Annotated in this window: 17 protein-coding genes and 2 pseudogenes; 12 read left to right on the top strand and 7 right to left on the bottom strand. The window is 66.3% G+C overall.

Going from position 1 to position 16,437, the window contains the following annotated elements:
- Positions 1-181: 181 nt before the first annotated feature.
- Positions 182-1,111, top strand: coding sequence for a heme o synthase (locus KY500_RS07280; protein ID WP_219902929.1), 930 nt, complete (start codon positions 182-184; stop codon positions 1,109-1,111).
- A gap of 313 nt (positions 1,112-1,424) precedes the next feature.
- Here KY500_RS07280 and KY500_RS07275 read toward each other — a convergent pair whose 3' ends face one another.
- Complete coding sequence (locus tag KY500_RS07275; protein WP_219902928.1) at positions 1,425-2,366, bottom strand: heme A synthase; 942 nt, start codon at positions 2,364-2,366, stop codon at positions 1,425-1,427.
- 285 nt (positions 2,367-2,651) lie between these two features.
- Between KY500_RS07275 and sufB the strand changes: the two genes are divergently transcribed.
- The 7 genes and pseudogenes from sufB to KY500_RS07240 all read left to right on the top strand — a co-directional run bounded on the left by sufB (position 2,652) and on the right by KY500_RS07240 (position 9,303).
- On the top strand, positions 2,652-4,070 hold the full coding sequence (gene sufB, locus KY500_RS07270) for a Fe-S cluster assembly protein SufB (protein ID WP_066595475.1): 1,419 nt from the start codon (positions 2,652-2,654) through the stop codon (positions 4,068-4,070).
- Entirely contained in the window at positions 4,071-5,294 is a 1,224-nt protein-coding gene (gene sufD, locus KY500_RS07265; protein ID WP_219902927.1) for a Fe-S cluster assembly protein SufD, read from the top strand. It abuts the gene before it with no gap.
- A 2-nt stretch (positions 5,295-5,296) separates the two neighbouring features.
- Positions 5,297-5,623, top strand: a complete 327-nt coding sequence (locus tag KY500_RS07260) for a non-heme iron oxygenase ferredoxin subunit (RefSeq protein ID WP_120336935.1) — start codon at positions 5,297-5,299, stop codon at positions 5,621-5,623.
- 85 nt (positions 5,624-5,708) lie between these two features.
- Positions 5,709-6,472, top strand: a pseudogene (gene sufC, locus KY500_RS07255) (Fe-S cluster assembly ATPase SufC).
- A 4-nt stretch (positions 6,473-6,476) separates the two neighbouring features.
- Positions 6,477-6,806, top strand: coding sequence for a metal-sulfur cluster assembly factor (locus KY500_RS07250; protein WP_066595469.1), 330 nt, complete (start codon positions 6,477-6,479; stop codon positions 6,804-6,806).
- Between the two features lie 131 nt (positions 6,807-6,937).
- Positions 6,938-7,585, top strand: a complete 648-nt coding sequence (locus KY500_RS07245; RefSeq protein ID WP_219902926.1) for a TetR/AcrR family transcriptional regulator — start codon at positions 6,938-6,940, stop codon at positions 7,583-7,585.
- A 119-nt stretch (positions 7,586-7,704) separates the two neighbouring features.
- On the top strand, positions 7,705-9,303 hold the full coding sequence (locus KY500_RS07240; RefSeq protein WP_066595461.1) for an ABC-F family ATP-binding cassette domain-containing protein: 1,599 nt from the start codon (positions 7,705-7,707) through the stop codon (positions 9,301-9,303).
- A gap of 84 nt (positions 9,304-9,387) precedes the next feature.
- Here the strand turns inward: KY500_RS07240 and KY500_RS07235 are convergent, their stop codons facing one another.
- The 3 genes from KY500_RS07235 to KY500_RS07225 are packed head-to-tail and all read right to left on the bottom strand — an operon-like array spanning position 9,388 to position 10,834.
- Complete coding sequence (locus tag KY500_RS07235; protein ID WP_219902925.1) at positions 9,388-10,230, bottom strand: SURF1 family protein; 843 nt, start codon at positions 10,228-10,230, stop codon at positions 9,388-9,390.
- Positions 10,227-10,481, bottom strand: a complete 255-nt coding sequence (locus tag KY500_RS07230) for a hypothetical protein (RefSeq protein ID WP_219902924.1) — start codon at positions 10,479-10,481, stop codon at positions 10,227-10,229. Before KY500_RS07230 ends, KY500_RS07235 begins: the two co-directional genes overlap by 4 nt.
- A complete protein-coding gene (locus KY500_RS07225) occupies positions 10,478-10,834 on the bottom strand; it encodes a DUF3099 domain-containing protein (RefSeq protein ID WP_255579863.1) in 357 nt (118 codons plus the stop codon). Before KY500_RS07225 ends, KY500_RS07230 begins: the two co-directional genes overlap by 4 nt.
- A gap of 146 nt (positions 10,835-10,980) precedes the next feature.
- Between KY500_RS07225 and fabG the strand changes: the two genes are divergently transcribed.
- Positions 10,981-11,691, top strand: coding sequence for a 3-oxoacyl-ACP reductase FabG (gene fabG / locus KY500_RS07220; RefSeq protein ID WP_219902923.1), 711 nt, complete (start codon positions 10,981-10,983; stop codon positions 11,689-11,691).
- Positions 11,692-11,783: 92 nt separating this feature from the next.
- Here the strand turns inward: fabG and serB are convergent, their stop codons facing one another.
- Together serB and glgC are read right to left on the bottom strand one after the other, a co-directional pair.
- Positions 11,784-12,431, bottom strand: coding sequence for a phosphoserine phosphatase SerB (gene serB / locus KY500_RS07215; RefSeq protein ID WP_219902922.1), 648 nt, complete (start codon positions 12,429-12,431; stop codon positions 11,784-11,786).
- A complete protein-coding gene (glgC, locus tag KY500_RS07210) occupies positions 12,428-13,672 on the bottom strand; it encodes a glucose-1-phosphate adenylyltransferase (protein ID WP_066595453.1) in 1,245 nt (414 codons plus the stop codon). The genes serB and glgC overlap by 4 nt, the downstream gene beginning before the upstream one ends.
- Positions 13,673-13,753: 81 nt before the next feature.
- Between glgC and glgA the strand changes: the two genes are divergently transcribed.
- The 3 genes from glgA (at position 13,754) to KY500_RS07195 (ending at position 16,144) form a co-directional block, all read left to right on the top strand.
- A complete protein-coding gene (gene glgA / locus KY500_RS07205; protein WP_219902921.1) occupies positions 13,754-14,935 on the top strand; it encodes a glycogen synthase in 1,182 nt (393 codons plus the stop codon).
- Between the two features lie 40 nt (positions 14,936-14,975).
- The gene (locus KY500_RS07200; RefSeq protein WP_066595445.1) at positions 14,976-15,758 is read left to right on the top strand and encodes an ABC transporter ATP-binding protein; all 783 of its coding nucleotides are present in this window, start codon (positions 14,976-14,978) and stop codon (positions 15,756-15,758) included.
- Positions 15,759-15,892: 134 nt separating this feature from the next.
- Positions 15,893-16,144: a type B 50S ribosomal protein L31 gene (locus tag KY500_RS07195; RefSeq protein ID WP_066595443.1), complete on the top strand. Its 252-nt coding sequence runs from the start codon at positions 15,893-15,895 to the stop codon at positions 16,142-16,144.
- Between the two features lie 72 nt (positions 16,145-16,216).
- Here KY500_RS07195 and KY500_RS07190 read toward each other — a convergent pair.
- A pseudogene (locus KY500_RS07190) lies at positions 16,217-16,369 on the bottom strand (alpha-amylase family glycosyl hydrolase); the annotation flags it as partial.
- Positions 16,370-16,437: the final 68 nt, after the last annotated feature.

The raw sequence follows: 16,437 nt of genomic DNA, 5'->3' as shown, positions 1-16,437 counted from the left end.
TGCCCGTATCAGGTGGCTCACGGATGCATGCACCTTAGATTGGCGAGCCATTCCAGTATAGGGAACCCGAATTGCCGGTGTTGTTTCGCCGGCATTGCGCCAGGCTCGCACGGGCGGGCCGGGAGTGAGAGGTGGCGGAATGATCTAGAATTAGGGCAATATGCGAAGCGCACGAGGAGTTATGGATACCGCCGAACAGACGCCCACCCTCAACCGGCCTGACCGATTCCAGCGGGCGGGCAACACCTTCCGCGCCTATCTGTCGCTCACGAAGCCTCGAGTGGTCGAATTACTGCTTGTTGTCACTGCCCCGACGATGATCCTGGCCGAGCGCGGTATCCCCAGCCTGTGGCTGGTGCTGGCCACCCTGATCGGCGGTGCCTTCAGTGCCGGATCGGCCGGCGCGTTCAACTGCTACCTCGATCGCGACATCGACCGGCTGATGAACCGCACCCAGGGGCGCCCCCTGGTCACCGGGGAACTCTCGGACCGGCAGGCGCTGGTGTTCGCCTGGGTTCTGGGCGCCGTGTCCATCGCGTGGCTGTGGATCTTCACGAACTGGGTGGCCGCGCTCCTCTCGCTCGGCGCCATCCTGCTCTACGTGGTGTTCTACACGATGATCCTCAAGCGCCGCACGGCGCAGAACATCGTCTGGGGCGGCGTGGCCGGCTGCATGCCGGTGCTGATCGGATGGGCCGCCGTGACCGGGGACCTGTCCTGGCCCCCGTTCATCCTGTTCCTGATCATCTTCCTCTGGACCCCGCCGCACTACTGGCCGTTGTCGATGAAGTACCGCGACGACTACCAGGCGGCCGGCGTTCCGATGCTCGCCGTGGTGCGCGGCCGCGCCCAGGTGGGACTGCAGGTCATCCTCTACGCGTGGGCGACCGTGGCCTGCTCACTGCTGCTCATCCCGATCGCAAACATGGGGATTGTCTACAGCGTCGTGGCCATCGCATCCGGCGCCTGGTTCATCTACGAGACCCACCGCCTGTACAACCTCACCATCCGGCACGAGCACGTGTCGCCGATGCGCGTCTTCCACGGCTCGATCGCGTACCTCACGCTGGTGTTCGTGGCCGTCGGCGTCGACCCGCTGCTTCCCTTCTAGCTGACTCGCATCGCCGGCCGGCCGCGGCCTCGTTCACAGTCCCGACGCTAGTCGCGCCTGTCGGAACCGACGCTGGTTGAGCCTGTCGAAACCGACGCTGGTTGGGCCTGTCGAAACCTGGTGAGGCACTGCGGGCAAGCGCCTCCCGTTCCCGTATCGACTCACGGGGTCTCGACGAGCTCGACCAACGGGATGGGTGCGACCCCGACGCCGGTTCGGCTCAGCGCTCGACCAACGGGATGGGTGCGACCCCGACGCCGGTTCGGCTCAGCGCTCGACCAACGGATGGGTGCGACCCCGACGCTGGTCCGGGTCAGCGCGCCAGGGTCTCGGTGGTGGTGCGCTCGGCCGGGGGAGCGGCCACGAGGACGGGTTGCTTGAGGTTCAGGACCACGGCGGTCATGGCAGCGGCGAGCACGCAGGCGAGCACCATGTGGATGCCCACGAGCACCGCCGGCAAGCCGAGGTTCGCCTGGGTGAGCCCAACGACGGTCTGCGCCAGCTCGACGGCCAGGAGCAGGAGGACCCAACGGCGCACGGGCAGGTGGAGCGACACGGCGCCGACCACCAGGATCAGTGTCAAGGCCAGGGTCACGTAGGCCGGCCAGCTGTGCACGTGCTGGAGGAACTCGGAGTCCAGACCGTTGCGGGGAGCATCAGCGTCACCGGCGTGCGGCCCGGAGCCGGTCGTGAGGATACCCACGGCGATGGTCACGGCCACGGCGAAGGTGGTGAGGTGGGTGACGATGAGGTACCAGAGCGGAACCACACGCTCCCGGGACCCGGGGACGGTGTACAGCCGGTAGAGGAACGCTGTGCAGAGCCCGACCAGGATCACCGAGATCACGAAGTGCAGCCCCACGACGTAGGGGTTCAGCTGGGTGAGTACGCTGATGCCGCCGATCACGGCCTGAGCCGGGATGCCCAGGCCGGCCAGCAGGGTGAGGCGGAAGAGGTCGGGGCGGCTGCGACGCATCCGCAGCACCGCCACAAAGGCGACTATGGCGACCAGTCCGAGCAGAACGCCGAGCAGGCGGTTGCCGAACTCGATCACGCCGTGGATACCCATCTCGGGCGTGTTCACGAGCGAATCGGCGGTGCACTTGGGCCAGGTCGGGCAGCCGAGGCCCGAGCTGGTGAGCCGGACGAGGCCTCCGGTGCCGACCAGGAAGATCTGTGCCGCCAGGTACACCCAGCCGAGCACGATGAGGCGTCGGTCCACGTTCGTGGGCAACCACTGGACTATCCGGTTCACGGGTTCTGCTCCCTGCTGGTGCGTGCGCATGTGAATACGCCGGGTCGCACTACTAATAACATCTCTAGCCTGTAGAATCAGGTGTTTCACGGGCCCAGTGCCCGCCACGTGCATTCGCACTACGCGGCATGACCGGCCCGTGATCATCTTAGGTACGCAACGTAGCCATCCACACAACTCAGCCTCACCAGGCGCTGCACGTTCGACCAGTCGGTCGGACACGCACGCGTGGCGGGAATGACCGGACTGATATCCGGGTTGATGTGGGTAGGAGAAGAGGTAAAGATGTCTGACGTTCTACTGGACCGACCCGAGCTCGAGGGGCTGGGGGTCTATGAATTCGGCTGGTCCGATTCCGACGCCGCTGGGGCCTCCGCTCGCCGCGGAATCTCACCCGAGGTCGTCACCGATATCTCGAACCTGAAAAAGGAACCGGCCTGGATGCTGGAGCGCCGTCTGAAGGCGCTGGCCCTCTTCGAGCGCAAGCCCATGCCCACCTGGGGCGCCGATCTCTCAGAGATCGACTTCGACAACATCAAGTACTTCGTGCGCTCAACGGAGAAGCAGGCCCAGACCTGGGAAGACCTGCCCGACGACATCAAGAACACCTACGAGAAGCTGGGCATCCCCGAGGCGGAGCGTCAGCGCCTCGTCTCCGGCGTCGCCGCCCAGTACGAATCCGAAGTGGTCTACCACCAGATCAACGAGGAACTCGAAGCCCAGGGCGTCATCTTCATGGACACCGACACGGCGCTCCGCGAGCACCCGGAGTTTTTCGAAGAGTACTTCGGCAGTGTCATCCCCTCCGGCGACAACAAGTTCGCCGCCCTGAACACCTCGGTCTGGTCCGGCGGCTCGTTCGTCTACGTACCGCCCGGCGTGCACGTCGAGATCCCGCTGCAGGCCTACTTCCGGATCAACACCGAGAACATGGGCCAGTTCGAGCGCACGCTGATCATCGCCGACGAGGGCAGCTACGTGCACTACATCGAGGGCTGCACCGCCCCGATCTACAAGTCCGACTCGCTGCACTCCGCGGTCGTCGAGATCATCGTGAAGAAGAATGCCCGCGTTCGCTACACGACCATCCAGAACTGGTCGAACAACGTCTACAACCTGGTCACCAAGCGCGCCACGGCCGCCGAGGGCGCAACCATGGAGTGGATCGACGGCAACATCGGCTCCAAGGTCACCATGAAGTACCCATCGATCTACCTGATGGGGGAACACGCCAAGGGTGAGACCCTGTCCGTCGCGTTCGCCGGCCCCGGCCAGCACCAGGACGCCGGCGCCAAGATGATCCACATGGCCCCGTACACGCAGTCCTCGATCGTCTCCAAGTCGATCGCCCGCGGCGGCGGCCGCGCCGGGTACCGCGGTGAGGTACGGGTGGATGCCACCGCGCACCACTCCGCCAACACCGTGCGTTGCGATGCCCTCCTCGTCGACACCCAGTCGCGTTCGGACACTTACCCGGCCATCGACATCCGTGTCGATGACGTGCAGCTCGGCCACGAGGCCACCGTCTCCCGGGTCAGCGAAGAGCAGCTCTTCTACCTGATGAGCCGCGGTATGCCCGAAGACGAGGCCATGGCCATGATCGTGCGCGGGTTCATCGAACCCATCGCCAGGGAGCTCCCGATGGAGTACGCCCTCGAACTCAACAAGCTCATTGAAATGGGCATGGAAGGATCCGTCGGCTAAATGTCCGCCGCCTCGACTTCAACAGCACCCACATCCGCATCATCGTCGGAGGCCCTGCCCACTGCCGAACAGCACGGCATCAAGGAGCACTCGGACGGACGCTTCGGCTTCGTCCCCGTGCAGACCCGGTCCGCCAGGTTCAAGAGCTTCGACGTCGCCGACTTCCCCGCCGTCACCGGCCGGGAAGCGGTGTGGAAGCTCTCGCCCGTCGCCAAGTTCACGGACCTCACCGCAGGCACCCTTGACGGTGCGGCCTATGAGATCGACTCGACGCCGCTCGCCGACGTCGACGTGTCCTGGGTCGACCGCACGGATGCCCGCATCGGCACTGCGGGCGCCCCAGAGGAGCGCGCCGCCGCCAATGCCTGGAGCAGCTTCGACAAGGCCCTCGCCATCACCGTCAGCGGTGAGGAGGCCAAGGAGATCACGATCACCCGCTCAGGGCTGGGCTCCACCCCGCGCGCCGCGCACACCCTCATCGAGGCCCGGCCGTTCAGCCAGGCCGTCGTGATCCTGCGGAACACCGGCACCGCCCGGCTCTCGGAGAATGTCGAGATCATCGTCGGGGAATCCGCGAACCTCACCGTGGTGACGCTGCAGGAGTGGGACGCGGATGCTGTGCAGCTCGCCAACCACTTCGCCACCATCGGCCGTGATGCCCGCCTCAAGCACGTCGTCGTCTCCCTCGGCGGCAGCATCGTCCGGGTCAACCCGTCGGTGCAGCTGGCCGGTCCGGGCAGCGACACCGAACTGTACGGGCTCTACTTCGCCGATGCCGGCCAGCACCTCGAGCAGCAGGTCTACGTCAACCACGACGCGGCCAACACCCGAAGCCGGGTCAACTACAAGGGCGCCCTGCAGGGCGCCGGCGCCCGCACCGTATGGATCGGTGACGTGCTCATCGGCCACGACGCTCCCGGGACCGACAGCTACGAGCAGAACCGCAACCTGGTCCTCACCGAGGGGACCCGCGCCGACTCGATCCCGAACCTCGAGATCGAGACCGGCGACATCCTCGGGGCCGGCCACGCCAGCGCCACGGGTCGCTTCGACGACGAGCAGCTGTTCTACCTGCAGTCGCGCGGCATCGGCGAGCTCGAGGCGCGACGTCTCGTCGTGCGCGGATTCCTCAGCGAAATTGTGCAACACATCGGATCGAAGCCGCTCGAAGAACGCCTGCAGGGCGCCATCGAAGACGAGCTCCGCGGAACAGAAGGCAACTGAACATGGCGTCCACCAAGATTTGCGCGCTCGACGACCTCGAACCCAACGAGGCCATCAAGGTTGAGATCGGCGGCGTGAACATCGCCGTCGTCCGCGACTCCCACGGTGCTGTCTTCGCTATCGGCGACACCTGCACCCACGGCGATATCTCGCTGTCGGAAGGTTTTGTCGAAGGAGACACCCTGGAATGCTGGGCGCACGGTTCCAAGTTCTCCCTGAAGACCGGCCGGCCGCTCACGCTGCCGGCCTACGAGCCCGTCCCCGTCTACCAGGTCGACCTGATCGACGGTGACGTGTTCATCGATCCTCTGGTCACCATCGCCGTCTGACGCGTCGCCTTCGGCACGTACGCACCAGCCGGCCCCACATACTGAACGCCCGCGACATCGCGGACAACGAAAGAGATACCGAATAATGTCTGTTCTTGAGATCAAAGACCTGCACGTCAGCGTCGAGACCGACCAGGGCACCAAGCAGATCCTGCGCGGCGTCGACCTCACCATCAACGAAGGTGAGATCCACGCCATCATGGGCCCAACGGCTCCGGCAAGTCCACCCTGGCTTACACCATCGCCGGCCACCCGAAGTATCACGTCGACAGCGGCTCCATCCTTCTCGACGGTGCCGAGGTGCTCACCATGACCGTCGACGAGCGCGCCCGCGCCGGTCTCTTCCTGGCCATGCAGTACCCGGTAGAGATCCCCGGGGTCACGGTCACCAACTTCCTCCGCACCGCCAAGACCGCCATCGAGGGTGAGGCACCGCCCATCCGTACCTGGATCAAGGACGTTCGCGAGTCCATGACCAAGCTGCGCATGGACAAGAGCTTCGCCGAGCGCAACGTCAACGAGGGCTTCTCCGGCGGCGAGAAGAAGCGCAACGAGATCCTGCAGCTCGAACTGCTCAAGCCGAAGTTCGCCGTGCTGGACGAGACCGACTCCGGTCTCGACGTCGACGCCCTGAAGATCGTCTCAGAGGGTGTCAACCGTGCCAAGGAGAACACCGGGCTCGGCCTGCTCCTGATCACGCACTACACGCGAATCCTCCGCTACATCAAGCCGGACTTCGTGCACGTGTTCGTCGACGGCCGCATCGCCGAGCAGGGTGGACCCGAGCTCGCCGACCGTCTGGAAGACGAAGGCTACGATCGCTTCCTCGCCGAGACGCCCGTAGGCTAGAACCATGGTTTCGACACTCACTCCGGCGCGCTTCGACGAGATCGAAGAGGCGCTCAAGGACGTCATGGACCCCGAGCTCGGCATCAACGTCGTCGACCTCGGCCTCATCTACGACCTCGGCTGGGACGACGAGAACGACGCTCTGATCATCCACATGACTCTGACCAGTGCCGGCTGTCCCCTCACCGACGTTCTCGAGGAGCAGACCGCCGAGGCTCTGGATGGCGTTGTCGAGCAGTTCAGGATCAACTGGGTCTGGATGCCGCCGTGGGGCCCGGAGAAGATCACCGACGACGGTCGGGACATGATGCGGGCCCTGGGCTTCTCCATCTGACCGATCGCTCGGCACGACCGATCCGCGCCGGCTCCGGATGCACACGCATCCGCAGCCGGCGCGGTCTGCGTTAATGGTCATCTGGGCCCGATGTAATCCCCGTCCATCGATTGGACCGGTATTCTAAGCGGATGGATACGCCCCGTTCCCGCAGCCAGGCCCGCCGTGACGCCCACACCGCTGGCACCCGCGCCGAGATCATCGCGGCCGCGGCGGCGCTCATGCGCGAACGCGGTTATGTGGGCACCTCGATCGCCGCCATCGCCGACCACGGCGGCGTGGCCGTGCAGACGATTTACAACACCGTCGGGTCGAAGGCTGAGGTCCTGGCCGCGGTGCTCGCCGCCGTCGACCAGCGCTCGGGCTCCGGCCGGGCGGTAGCCGAGCTCGTGTCACGGCTCACCGAGGCCACGTCCGGTGCGACTGCGCTCGAGCTCCTCGCCGGCTGGCTGGCCGACGGCAACGAGCGCGCAGCCCCGATCCGGCGGGTGCTCACTGAGGCCGCCGGCATCGACCCGGAGATCCGGGAACTGGAGCGCTCAGGGGCTGCGCGGAGCCTGCATGCATGCAGCGAGGCCGTCGAGGCGCTCCGGTCCCGATTCGGTCTGCGCGCCGGACTCAGTGACCACGAAGCTGCCGCGTCGATCTGGGCTCTGGCCCACCCCCAAGCATTCCAGACACTGGTGGTCGACCTCGGCTGGTCGCGGGAGACCTACACCGACTGGCTCGGGGCCGGCCTTGCCGGGGTGCTCTCACCGGATCGTTTTCCAGCCCCGTAGAACCGGCCCGGCAGTGCTCATTCCAGCACTTCGGGTCGGAAAGGCGGCGCGAGCAAATATACTGGGTAATTGGCCATGTTCGGCCGACCTCCCACGACTCCCTCGAATGGACTATTGCTGTGCTCAGTGTGCAAGATCTCGAAATCCGAGTTGGGGCGCGCGTGCTCATGGAGGACGTCAACTTCCGCGTGTCCGCCGGCGACAAGATCGGCCTGGTCGGCCGGAACGGTGCCGGCAAAACGACGCTGACGAAGACCCTGGCCAGGGAGACGCTCCCCACCAAGGGAAAGATCGAAAGCTCCGGCGAGATCGGCTACCTGCCGCAGGACCCGCGCTCCGGTGACCCGGACATGCTGGCCCGCACCCGCATCCTGGATGCCCGCGGTCTCGGCACCATTTCGCTCGGTCTCACCCAGGCCGGTATCGAGATGGGCAGCTCCGACAGCAAGATCAGCGAACGTGCCATGAAACGCTACGGCACCCTCACCGACGAGTTCAACGCGCTGGGCGGATACGCCGCCGAGGCCGAGGCCGCGTCGATCGCGAGCAACCTCAACCTGCCCGACCGGATCCTCGACCAGCCCCTGCGCACCCTCTCCGGTGGCCAGCGTCGCCGCATCGAACTGGCCCGCATCCTGTTCTCCGCCGCCGAGACCATGATCCTCGACGAGCCCACCAACCACCTCGACGCCGATTCAGTCGTGTGGCTGCGGGAGTTCGTGAAGAACTACCGCGGCGGTTGCATCATCATCAGTCACGACATCGAGCTGGTCGGCGATACGGTCAACCGGGTGTTCTACCTGGATGCCAACCGCATGGTCATCGACATCTACAACATGAACTGGAAGAACTATCAGCGCCAGCGCGTCGCCGACGCCGACCGTCGCAAGAAGGAACGCGCCAACGCTGAGAAGAAGGCGTCGACCCTGCAGCTGCAGGCCGCCAAATTCGGCGCCAAGGCCAGCAAGGCCGCTGCCGCGCACCAGATGGTCGCGCGCGCCGAGAAGCTCCTGTCCGGCCTGGATGCCGTGCGTGTCGTCGACCGGGTCGCCAAACTGCGCTTCCCCGAGCCCGCTCCATGCGGCCGCACCCCGCTGATGGCCAGTGACCTGTCCAAGAGCTACGGTTCGCTCGAGATCTTCGCCGCCGTAGATCTCGCAATCGACCGCGGCTCCAAGGTCGTCATCCTGGGCCTCAACGGTGCCGGTAAGACCACCCTGCTGCGGATGCTGGCCGGAGTCGACAAGCCGGACACCGGGGAGATCGTGGCCGGTCACGGCCTGCGGATCGGCTACTTCGCCCAGGAGCACGAGACGATCGACGTGAAGCGCAGCGTGTTGCAGAACATGATCTCCTCCTCGCCGAACATCACCGAGATGGAGGCCCGCCGGGTCCTCGGTTCGTTCCTGTTCACCGGCGACGACTCGCACAAGCCCGCCGGGGTCCTCTCCGGCGGCGAGAAGACCCGTCTGGCTCTGGCCATGATCGTGGTCTCCGGAGCCAACGTGCTGCTGCTCGACGAACCGACCAACAACCTCGACCCGGCCAGCCGTGAAGAGATCCTCGACGCCCTGGCTCACTTCACCGGCGCCGTGGTCCTGGTCAGCCACGATGAGGGCGCCGTCGAGGCGCTCAACCCCGAGCGGGTGCTCATCATGCCCGACGGCACTGAGGACCACTGGAACAAGGACTACCTGGATCTGATCACGCTGGCCTAGCCGCCCGGCCGGTACGCCCGGCCGGTACGCCCGGCCGGCACGCCCCGCCGGTGCGTGCCGGCGTTTCACGCCGGCCGGTGCCGGTCAGGAGTGTTGGTCGACCAGCTCGTCCTCGATGTCGGCGTCGCTGCGCGGTTTGGCCGCTTGGCGGCGAGCCCGGTCTGCGGCCCTGACGCGCTCGTCGGGGTCCTCCGCGTTGATGGTGCGGTACTCCTGGCGGGCTGCCCAGCCCAGGCCGATGAAGCCCATCAGAGCGAACACGAACCACTGGAACGCGTACGACAGGTGCGGTCCCTCGTCGCGGACCGGCCGGGTCACGGCCGTCGGCCGGTCGGCTGTCGCCGGGTCCTCTGACTTCATCAGGCCGTAGGCGCCGGTGTAGGTGTCGGTACCGAGCCGTTCGGCGATCTCGGTCAGGTTGATTGTGGCAATCTGGTTGCCGGTGGCGCTGCGCCCGGCCAGTGACGGTTCGCCCTGCTTGAGCCGGGCGATCACGGTGACCTCCCCGGCGGGAGCGGCCGGAACGGAGTCCGGTGCGTTCTGGTCTTCACCGGTGGGAACCCAGCCGCGGTTCACGATGAACACATCCCCGTTGCTCAAAAGCAGGGGAGTGAGCACCTCGAAACCGGGGTTGATGTTCAATGGGCGGTTGCGCACCAGGATCTCCTCGTCCCTGAGGTAGGTTCCCGTGAGCTCGACCGGCAGCCACTTCTGCGACTCCTCGAAGGAATCCAGGTTCGGAAGGGCCTCGGTGACCGGCACGGCCTCTGCGTCGAAGTTCGTCTCCACCCGGCTGATCTCGGCCTGAGCCTCGGCGCGTCGGGCGAGCTGCCACACCCCGAGGCCGGAACAGATGACGGCGAACACGATGGTGAGGGCGAGGTAGCCGGCCCACTGCCGGGAGATCAGGAAACGCCAGCCGCTCACGTGAGCTCCGTCCCGGTCAGCGCAGTGCCGGTAGCCTCAGTGGCCTCCAGGTGGCTCACGCGCAGCGGGAAGTCCCGGGTGGACAGGAAGTCCCGGAGGAAGTCGACGTGCTCGTCACAGGCCAGCCAGGTCTTCACCCGGTCTTCGGCGTGGATACGCGGATTCCGCCAGTCCAGGCGCCAAGAGGCCAGTTCCCGGCATCCCGCTCGCGAGCAGTTGGTGGTCTCGGGGGCGGCACCGAATCCGATCACCGGGCGTCCTCGCCGCCGGCCGCTGGGCGGGTGTCGTCGGGCGTGACGGTGTGAGGCCGCGCCGACGTGTCGTCCGGCGCCTCCGCACGGGAGCGTACGATGGCGCCCGGCCGCAGGACGGGCGTCGTCCGTTGCTCACCGTGCACGTTCGCGGCGATGACGGCGAAGTACGGCAGCAGGATGGCGCCGAGGGCGCACACCAGCAGCCACCATCCGTGCACGAAGAGCATCAACACGATGCACACCATGCGGATGCCCATGGTGACCGTGTACTTGATCATGCGGCTGCGCCGCTCCTCGTCCGGTGACGGGGGGAGCGTCGTGATCGACTGCTGCTGCTTCATCGTGCCCATCGCTCAGGGATCCAAATACGCCTGTCCACGCTCTGAAACAAGCCTACGTCCCCGGCCCGCCCCGTGGGTCACATCCCGGAACGCTCTAAGCTAAATGAATCTGTGCCCGCGCTGAATGCGGGCATGCTCACCGAAAGGACCGCGCCATGGCGACCGCTCGAACAGTTCTGGTAACGGGAGGCAACCGCGGCATCGGCTACGCCATCGCCGAGGAATTCATCGCCCAGGGGCACCGGGTCGCCATCACGGCCCGCTCAGGCCAGGGCCCCGCCGGCAGCCTCACCGTGCGCGCCGACGTCACCGACTACGCCTCGATCGATGCGGCATTCACCGAGATCGAAGCCGCCTACGGGCCCGTCGAGGTCGTCGTGGCCAACGCCGGCATCACCAAGGACACCCTCCTGATGCGCATGAGCGAAGAGGACTTCACGTCCGTGATCGACACGAACCTCAGCGGAGCCTTCCGCGTGGTCAAGCGCGCCTCTAAGGGCATGCTCAAGGCCCGCTTCGGCCGGATCGTCCTGATCTCCAGCGTTGTCGGCCTCTACGGGTCGGCCGGCCAGGTCAACTACTCCTCCTCGAAGAGCGGACTTGTGGGCCTGGCCCGTTCGGTCACCCGCGAGCTCGGTGCCAGGGGCATCACGGCGAACGTCGTCGCCCCCGGCTTCATCGAGACCGACATGACCGCAGCGCTCCCCGAGGCGCAGCAGGCCGAGTACAAGCGGAACATCCCGGCCGGACGCTTCGCCTCCCCGGCCGAGGTCGCACGGGTGGTCACCTGGATCGCGGGCGACGACGCGTCCTACATCTCGGGCGCCGTCATCCCTGTCGACGGCGGACTGGGAATGGGCCACTAGGCAGCCCCACCGCACAAACGGAAGCCCGGCCGGACCAGTGGTCCCGCCGGGCTTCTTCGGTTCTTCTGTGCGTTCGCCGCAAGCGCCCGGGGTCAGCCGCGCAGGCCCAGGAGGGGCAGTACCTGGCTGAGGTCGGTCGTGCCGATCACCAGGTCGGCCGAGCGGCGCACGACGGGCTTGGCATTGAACGCCACTCCGAGACCGGCAATGCGCATCATGGTGAGGTCGTTGGCCCCGTCACCCACCGCCACCGTGGAGCAGAGGTCAACGCCGTCCACCGCCGCCCATTCGGTCAGGGCGGCCGCTTTCGCCGACGCGTCGATGATCGGTCCGGACAGCCTGCCGGTGAGGTGGCCGTCCTCGACCTCGAGCCGGTTGGCCCGCCAGTGATCGAGGCCCAGGCTGGCGGCCAGCGGGTCGAGGAGCTCGTGGAAGCCGCCGGAGACGACGCCGATCCTGCTGCCGCCGGCATGCAGACCATTGATGAGGTCGTGCACGCCGGCGGTAGGACGAATCAGGGCGCCGACCTGGGCGAAGACGTCAGTGGACAACCCGGCCAGGGTGGCAACCCGTTGCCGGAGGCTCTCCGCGAAATCGAGTTCGCCGCGCATGGCGCGGTCGGTCACCTCGGCCACAAGGGCGAGAGAACCGGCCGCGTCAGCGAGGAGCTCGATGACCTCGTTCTCGATCAGGGTGGAGTCGGCATCCAGGACGACGAGGAACCTAGCTGGGGCGTTCACGGGTGTACGTGCACGCCCTTGCCCACCACGGTGATCCCGGACTCGGTGACACTGAAACCGCGGGCGAGGTCACGGTCACGGTCGACGCCGATGTTGGCGCCCTCCGCGACGATGACGTCCTTGTCGAGGATGGCGCGGTGCACCACGGCTCCCGGCCGGATCTGCACCCGGTCGAAGACGATCGAGTCGACCACGTGGGCGCCAGAGTCGATGACGGCCCAAGGGCCCACGACACTGCGCTCGAGGTGGGCGCCGGAAATGACGCAGCCGAGCGAGACGATCGAATCGATCACGGTGCCCAGCGAACCCTTGGCGTCACGCACGAACTTGGCCGGCGGCGAGTTCAGCTGCTGGCTGAAGATCGGCCAGCTCTGGTTGTACAGGTTGAACACCGGCAGGGCGCTGATCAGGTCCTGGTGAGCCTCGAAGAACGAGTCGATGGTTCCCACATCGCGCCAGTAGTACCGGTCGCGGTCGGTGGACCCCGGCACCTCGTTGCGCTGCAGGTCGTAGACGCCGGCTTCGCCGCGGGAGACGAAGTCGGGGACGATGTCGCCGCCCATGTCGTGGCTGGAGTCGGTGCGTTCGCCGTCACGGCGAACGGCCTCAATCAGCGCGTCAGCGTTGAAGACGTAGTTGCCCATCGAGGCGAACACCTCGTGCGGCGCGTCGGCCAGGCCGATGGCGTCCTTGGGCTTCTCCCGGAAATCGCTGATCCGGTCCGGCGTTGCGGCATCCACTTCGATGACCCCGAACTGGTCCGCCAGGCCGATGGGCTGCCGGATGGCCGCCACGGTGGCCTGCGCACCGGAATCAATGTGCGCCTGGATCATCTGGCTGAAGTCCATGCGGTAGACGTGATCGGCACCGACCACGACGACGATGTCGGGCTTCTCATCGTGGATGAGGTTGAGGCTCTGCAGGATGGCATCCGCCGACCCGCTGAACCAACGCTTGCCGAGCCGCTGCTGCGCGGGCACGGAGGCGATGTAGGAGTTGAACAGCCCACCGGACACGTGCCAGGTCTGGGACACGTGACGGTCGAGGCTGTGGGACTTGTACTGGGTCAGGACGACGATCTGGGTGACACCGGAGTTGATCAGATTCGACAATGCGAAGTCGATCAACCGGTAATGCCCTCCAAACGGCACTGCTGGTTTGGCGCGGTCTTCGGTCAACGGCATCAGCCGTTTTCCCTCGCCGCCTGCGAGAACGATTCCAAAGATCTTCTGGGCCTTCATAACTTTAGATTAGGGCCATCCGGTGCTTCGGACCAGCGTGCGGGGGTGTGTCAGCCCATCGCCCTGCGCTAGTTTTACTGCATGCGCGTCGATCTGCTCACCAAGGAATACCCGCCCGAGATCTATGGAGGGGCCGGCGTTCACGTCGCCGAGCTCGTGAAGGCCCTCCGCACCGACATCGATGTCACGGTGCGGTGCTTCGGCGCCCCCCGGACGGAGGCCGACACGTTTGCGTACGGCGTGCCCGCCGAACTGACCGAGGCTAACGCGACACTCACCACTCTCGGAGTCGACCTGCAGATGGCCCAGGACGTGCAGGGCGCCGATGTGGTGCACTCGCACACCTGGTACGCCAACGGAGCCGGGCACATCGCCAAGCTGCTGCACGGTGTGCCGCACGTGGTCACCGCCCACAGCCTCGAGCCGTTGCGCCCGTGGAAGGCCGAGCAGCTGGGCGGCGGCTACCGCGTGTCGAGCTGGATCGAGAAGACCGCCTTCGAAGCCGCCGACGCCGTCATCGCCGTGAGCGGAGGCATGCGTGCCGACATCCTGCGCAGCTACCCCGCCCTGGACGAGTCCCGCGTGCACGTGGTGTACAACGGCATCGACCTTGACCGGTGGAAGCCCACGACAGACACCGACGTGGTGCGCGCGCTCGGCATCGATCCCCACCGGCCGTCGGTGGTGTTCGTCGGCCGGATCACCCGACAGAAGGGCCTCCCGTACCTCCTGCGCGCAGCCGCGATGCTTCCGCCTGAGGTTCAGCTGGTGCTCTGCGCGGGCGCCCCTGACACGCCCGGCATCCTCGCCGAGGTCACCGGCCTGGTCGAAGAACTCCAGAAGGAACGATCCGGTGTCGTCTGGATCGACCGGCTGCTGCCGCAGCACGAGCTCTCCGCCGTGCTCACGGCCGGCACGGTCTTCGTCTGCCCTTCGGTCTACGAGCCGCTCGGCATTGTCAACCTCGAAGCCATGGCCTGCGGCCTGCCCGTGGTGGGCACCGCGACCGGCGGCATCCCCGAGGTCGTTGCGGATGGCGTCACCGGCCGGCTGGTCCCCATCGACCAGCTCAGCGACGGGACAGGCACCCCGACCGACCCCGAGGTTTTCGTCGCCGATCTGGCCCGCACACTCACCGAGGTGCTCGCCGACCGCGATCTGGCCGCCCGGATGGGCCGCGCCGGCCGGGTCCGGGCCGAAGAGATGTTCAGCTGGGGCCAGATCGCCGCGAGCACGCGAGAGATTTACGCCGCACTGCTCTAGCGTGACCGAGGGGCCCAGCGCCGCCCGATAACATGGGTGCATGGTCAACGTTCTTCACTTCACCGGAGTCTCCGTCGTCCGGGGTGGCACAACCATCCTCGACTCAGTGGATTGGAGTGTAGACAGCGATCAGCGCTGGGTCATCCTTGGACCGAACGGTGCGGGGAAGACCACGACACTGCAGATCGCCGCCGCGCTCATGCACCCGTCCTCCGGGACCGCCGAGGTGCTCGAGGAGCCCATCGGCGGCAGCGACCTGTTCGAGCTGCGTCCGCGGATCGGCTTCGCCTCCACCGCCATGGCCCGCCGGGTGCCGGCCAACGAGACCGTGCTCAACGTCGTGATGACGGCGGCCTACTCGGTCACCGGCCGCTGGAACGAGGAGTACGAAGAGATCGACGAGCGCCGCGCGCAGCGGGTGCTCACCGAATGGAAGCTCGACCACCTGGCCGACCGCAAGTTCGGCAGCCTGAGTGACGGCGAACAGAAGCGCGTGCAGATCGCCCGGTCGATCATGACAGACCCCGAGATCCTGCTTCTCGACGAACCCGCCGCGAGCCTCGACCTTGGCGCCCGGGAAGAACTGCTCCGCCTACTGAGCGGCTTCGCGAGCGAACCGAACTCCCCGGCCATCATCATGGTCACCCACCACGTGGAAGAGATCCCGCGCGGATTCACCCACGTGCTGCTGTTGTCCGGCGGTAGCGTCGTCAGCGCCGGCCCGCTGGCGGAGTCCCTCACCTCGGACACCCTGACCCGCGCCTTCGGCCTGCCCATCGAGCTGACCGAGACCGATGGACGCTTCTCCGCCCGGGCAATCTGAGCCCTCCAGGCCGCCGGCCACCCGAGGCCCTCAGATTCTGCTAAACTCCATAGCTGGTCCTTAAGACCGGAATACTTTTCTGCCGCAACCGGCGAGCCAGAACCCACCCATCGACACGCAACAAGGAAGTCTCCATGAAGTCTGACATTCACCCCACATACGCTCCCGTGGTCTTCCGCGACCTCGCGTCGGGTGCGACGTTCCTTACCCGTTCGACGGTCTCCAGCTCGAAGACCATCGAGTGGGAAGACGGCACCACGTACCCGGTCATCGACGTGGAAATCTCCTCCGAGTCGCACCCCTTCTACACGGGCAAGCAGCGCATCATGGACTCCGCCGGACGCGTCGAGAAGTTCAACTCGCGGTACAAGGGCTTCGGCAAGTAGTCCGACCCTTCCACCACGCTTCAGGGCGACCGGCTTCGGCTGGTCGCCCTGTGTTGTTTAACGCGTTCGGCTCAACGGTGACGTGAAGAACGGCGGGATCCACAGCGCGTCGATGCCCAGCCACTGCAGGTAGTCCAGCTTCGAGATGAGCCCGGACAGGTCGCCGGCGCCGTCCGCGTTGCTGTCTACGAAGGAGCGCACCATGACCTCGAAGAACACCGCGCGCGAAGCTCACGGCGTTCCTTCCGTTCAGCGGCGGCTGTGGATGGTGCAGATGTGACCGAGTCTAAGTC

The sequence above is a fragment of the Cryobacterium sp. PAMC25264 genome (assembly GCF_019443325.1).
Taxonomy (GTDB): domain Bacteria; phylum Actinomycetota; class Actinomycetes; order Actinomycetales; family Microbacteriaceae; genus Cryobacterium.
This window is presented reverse-complemented; position numbering and strand designations above follow the sequence as displayed.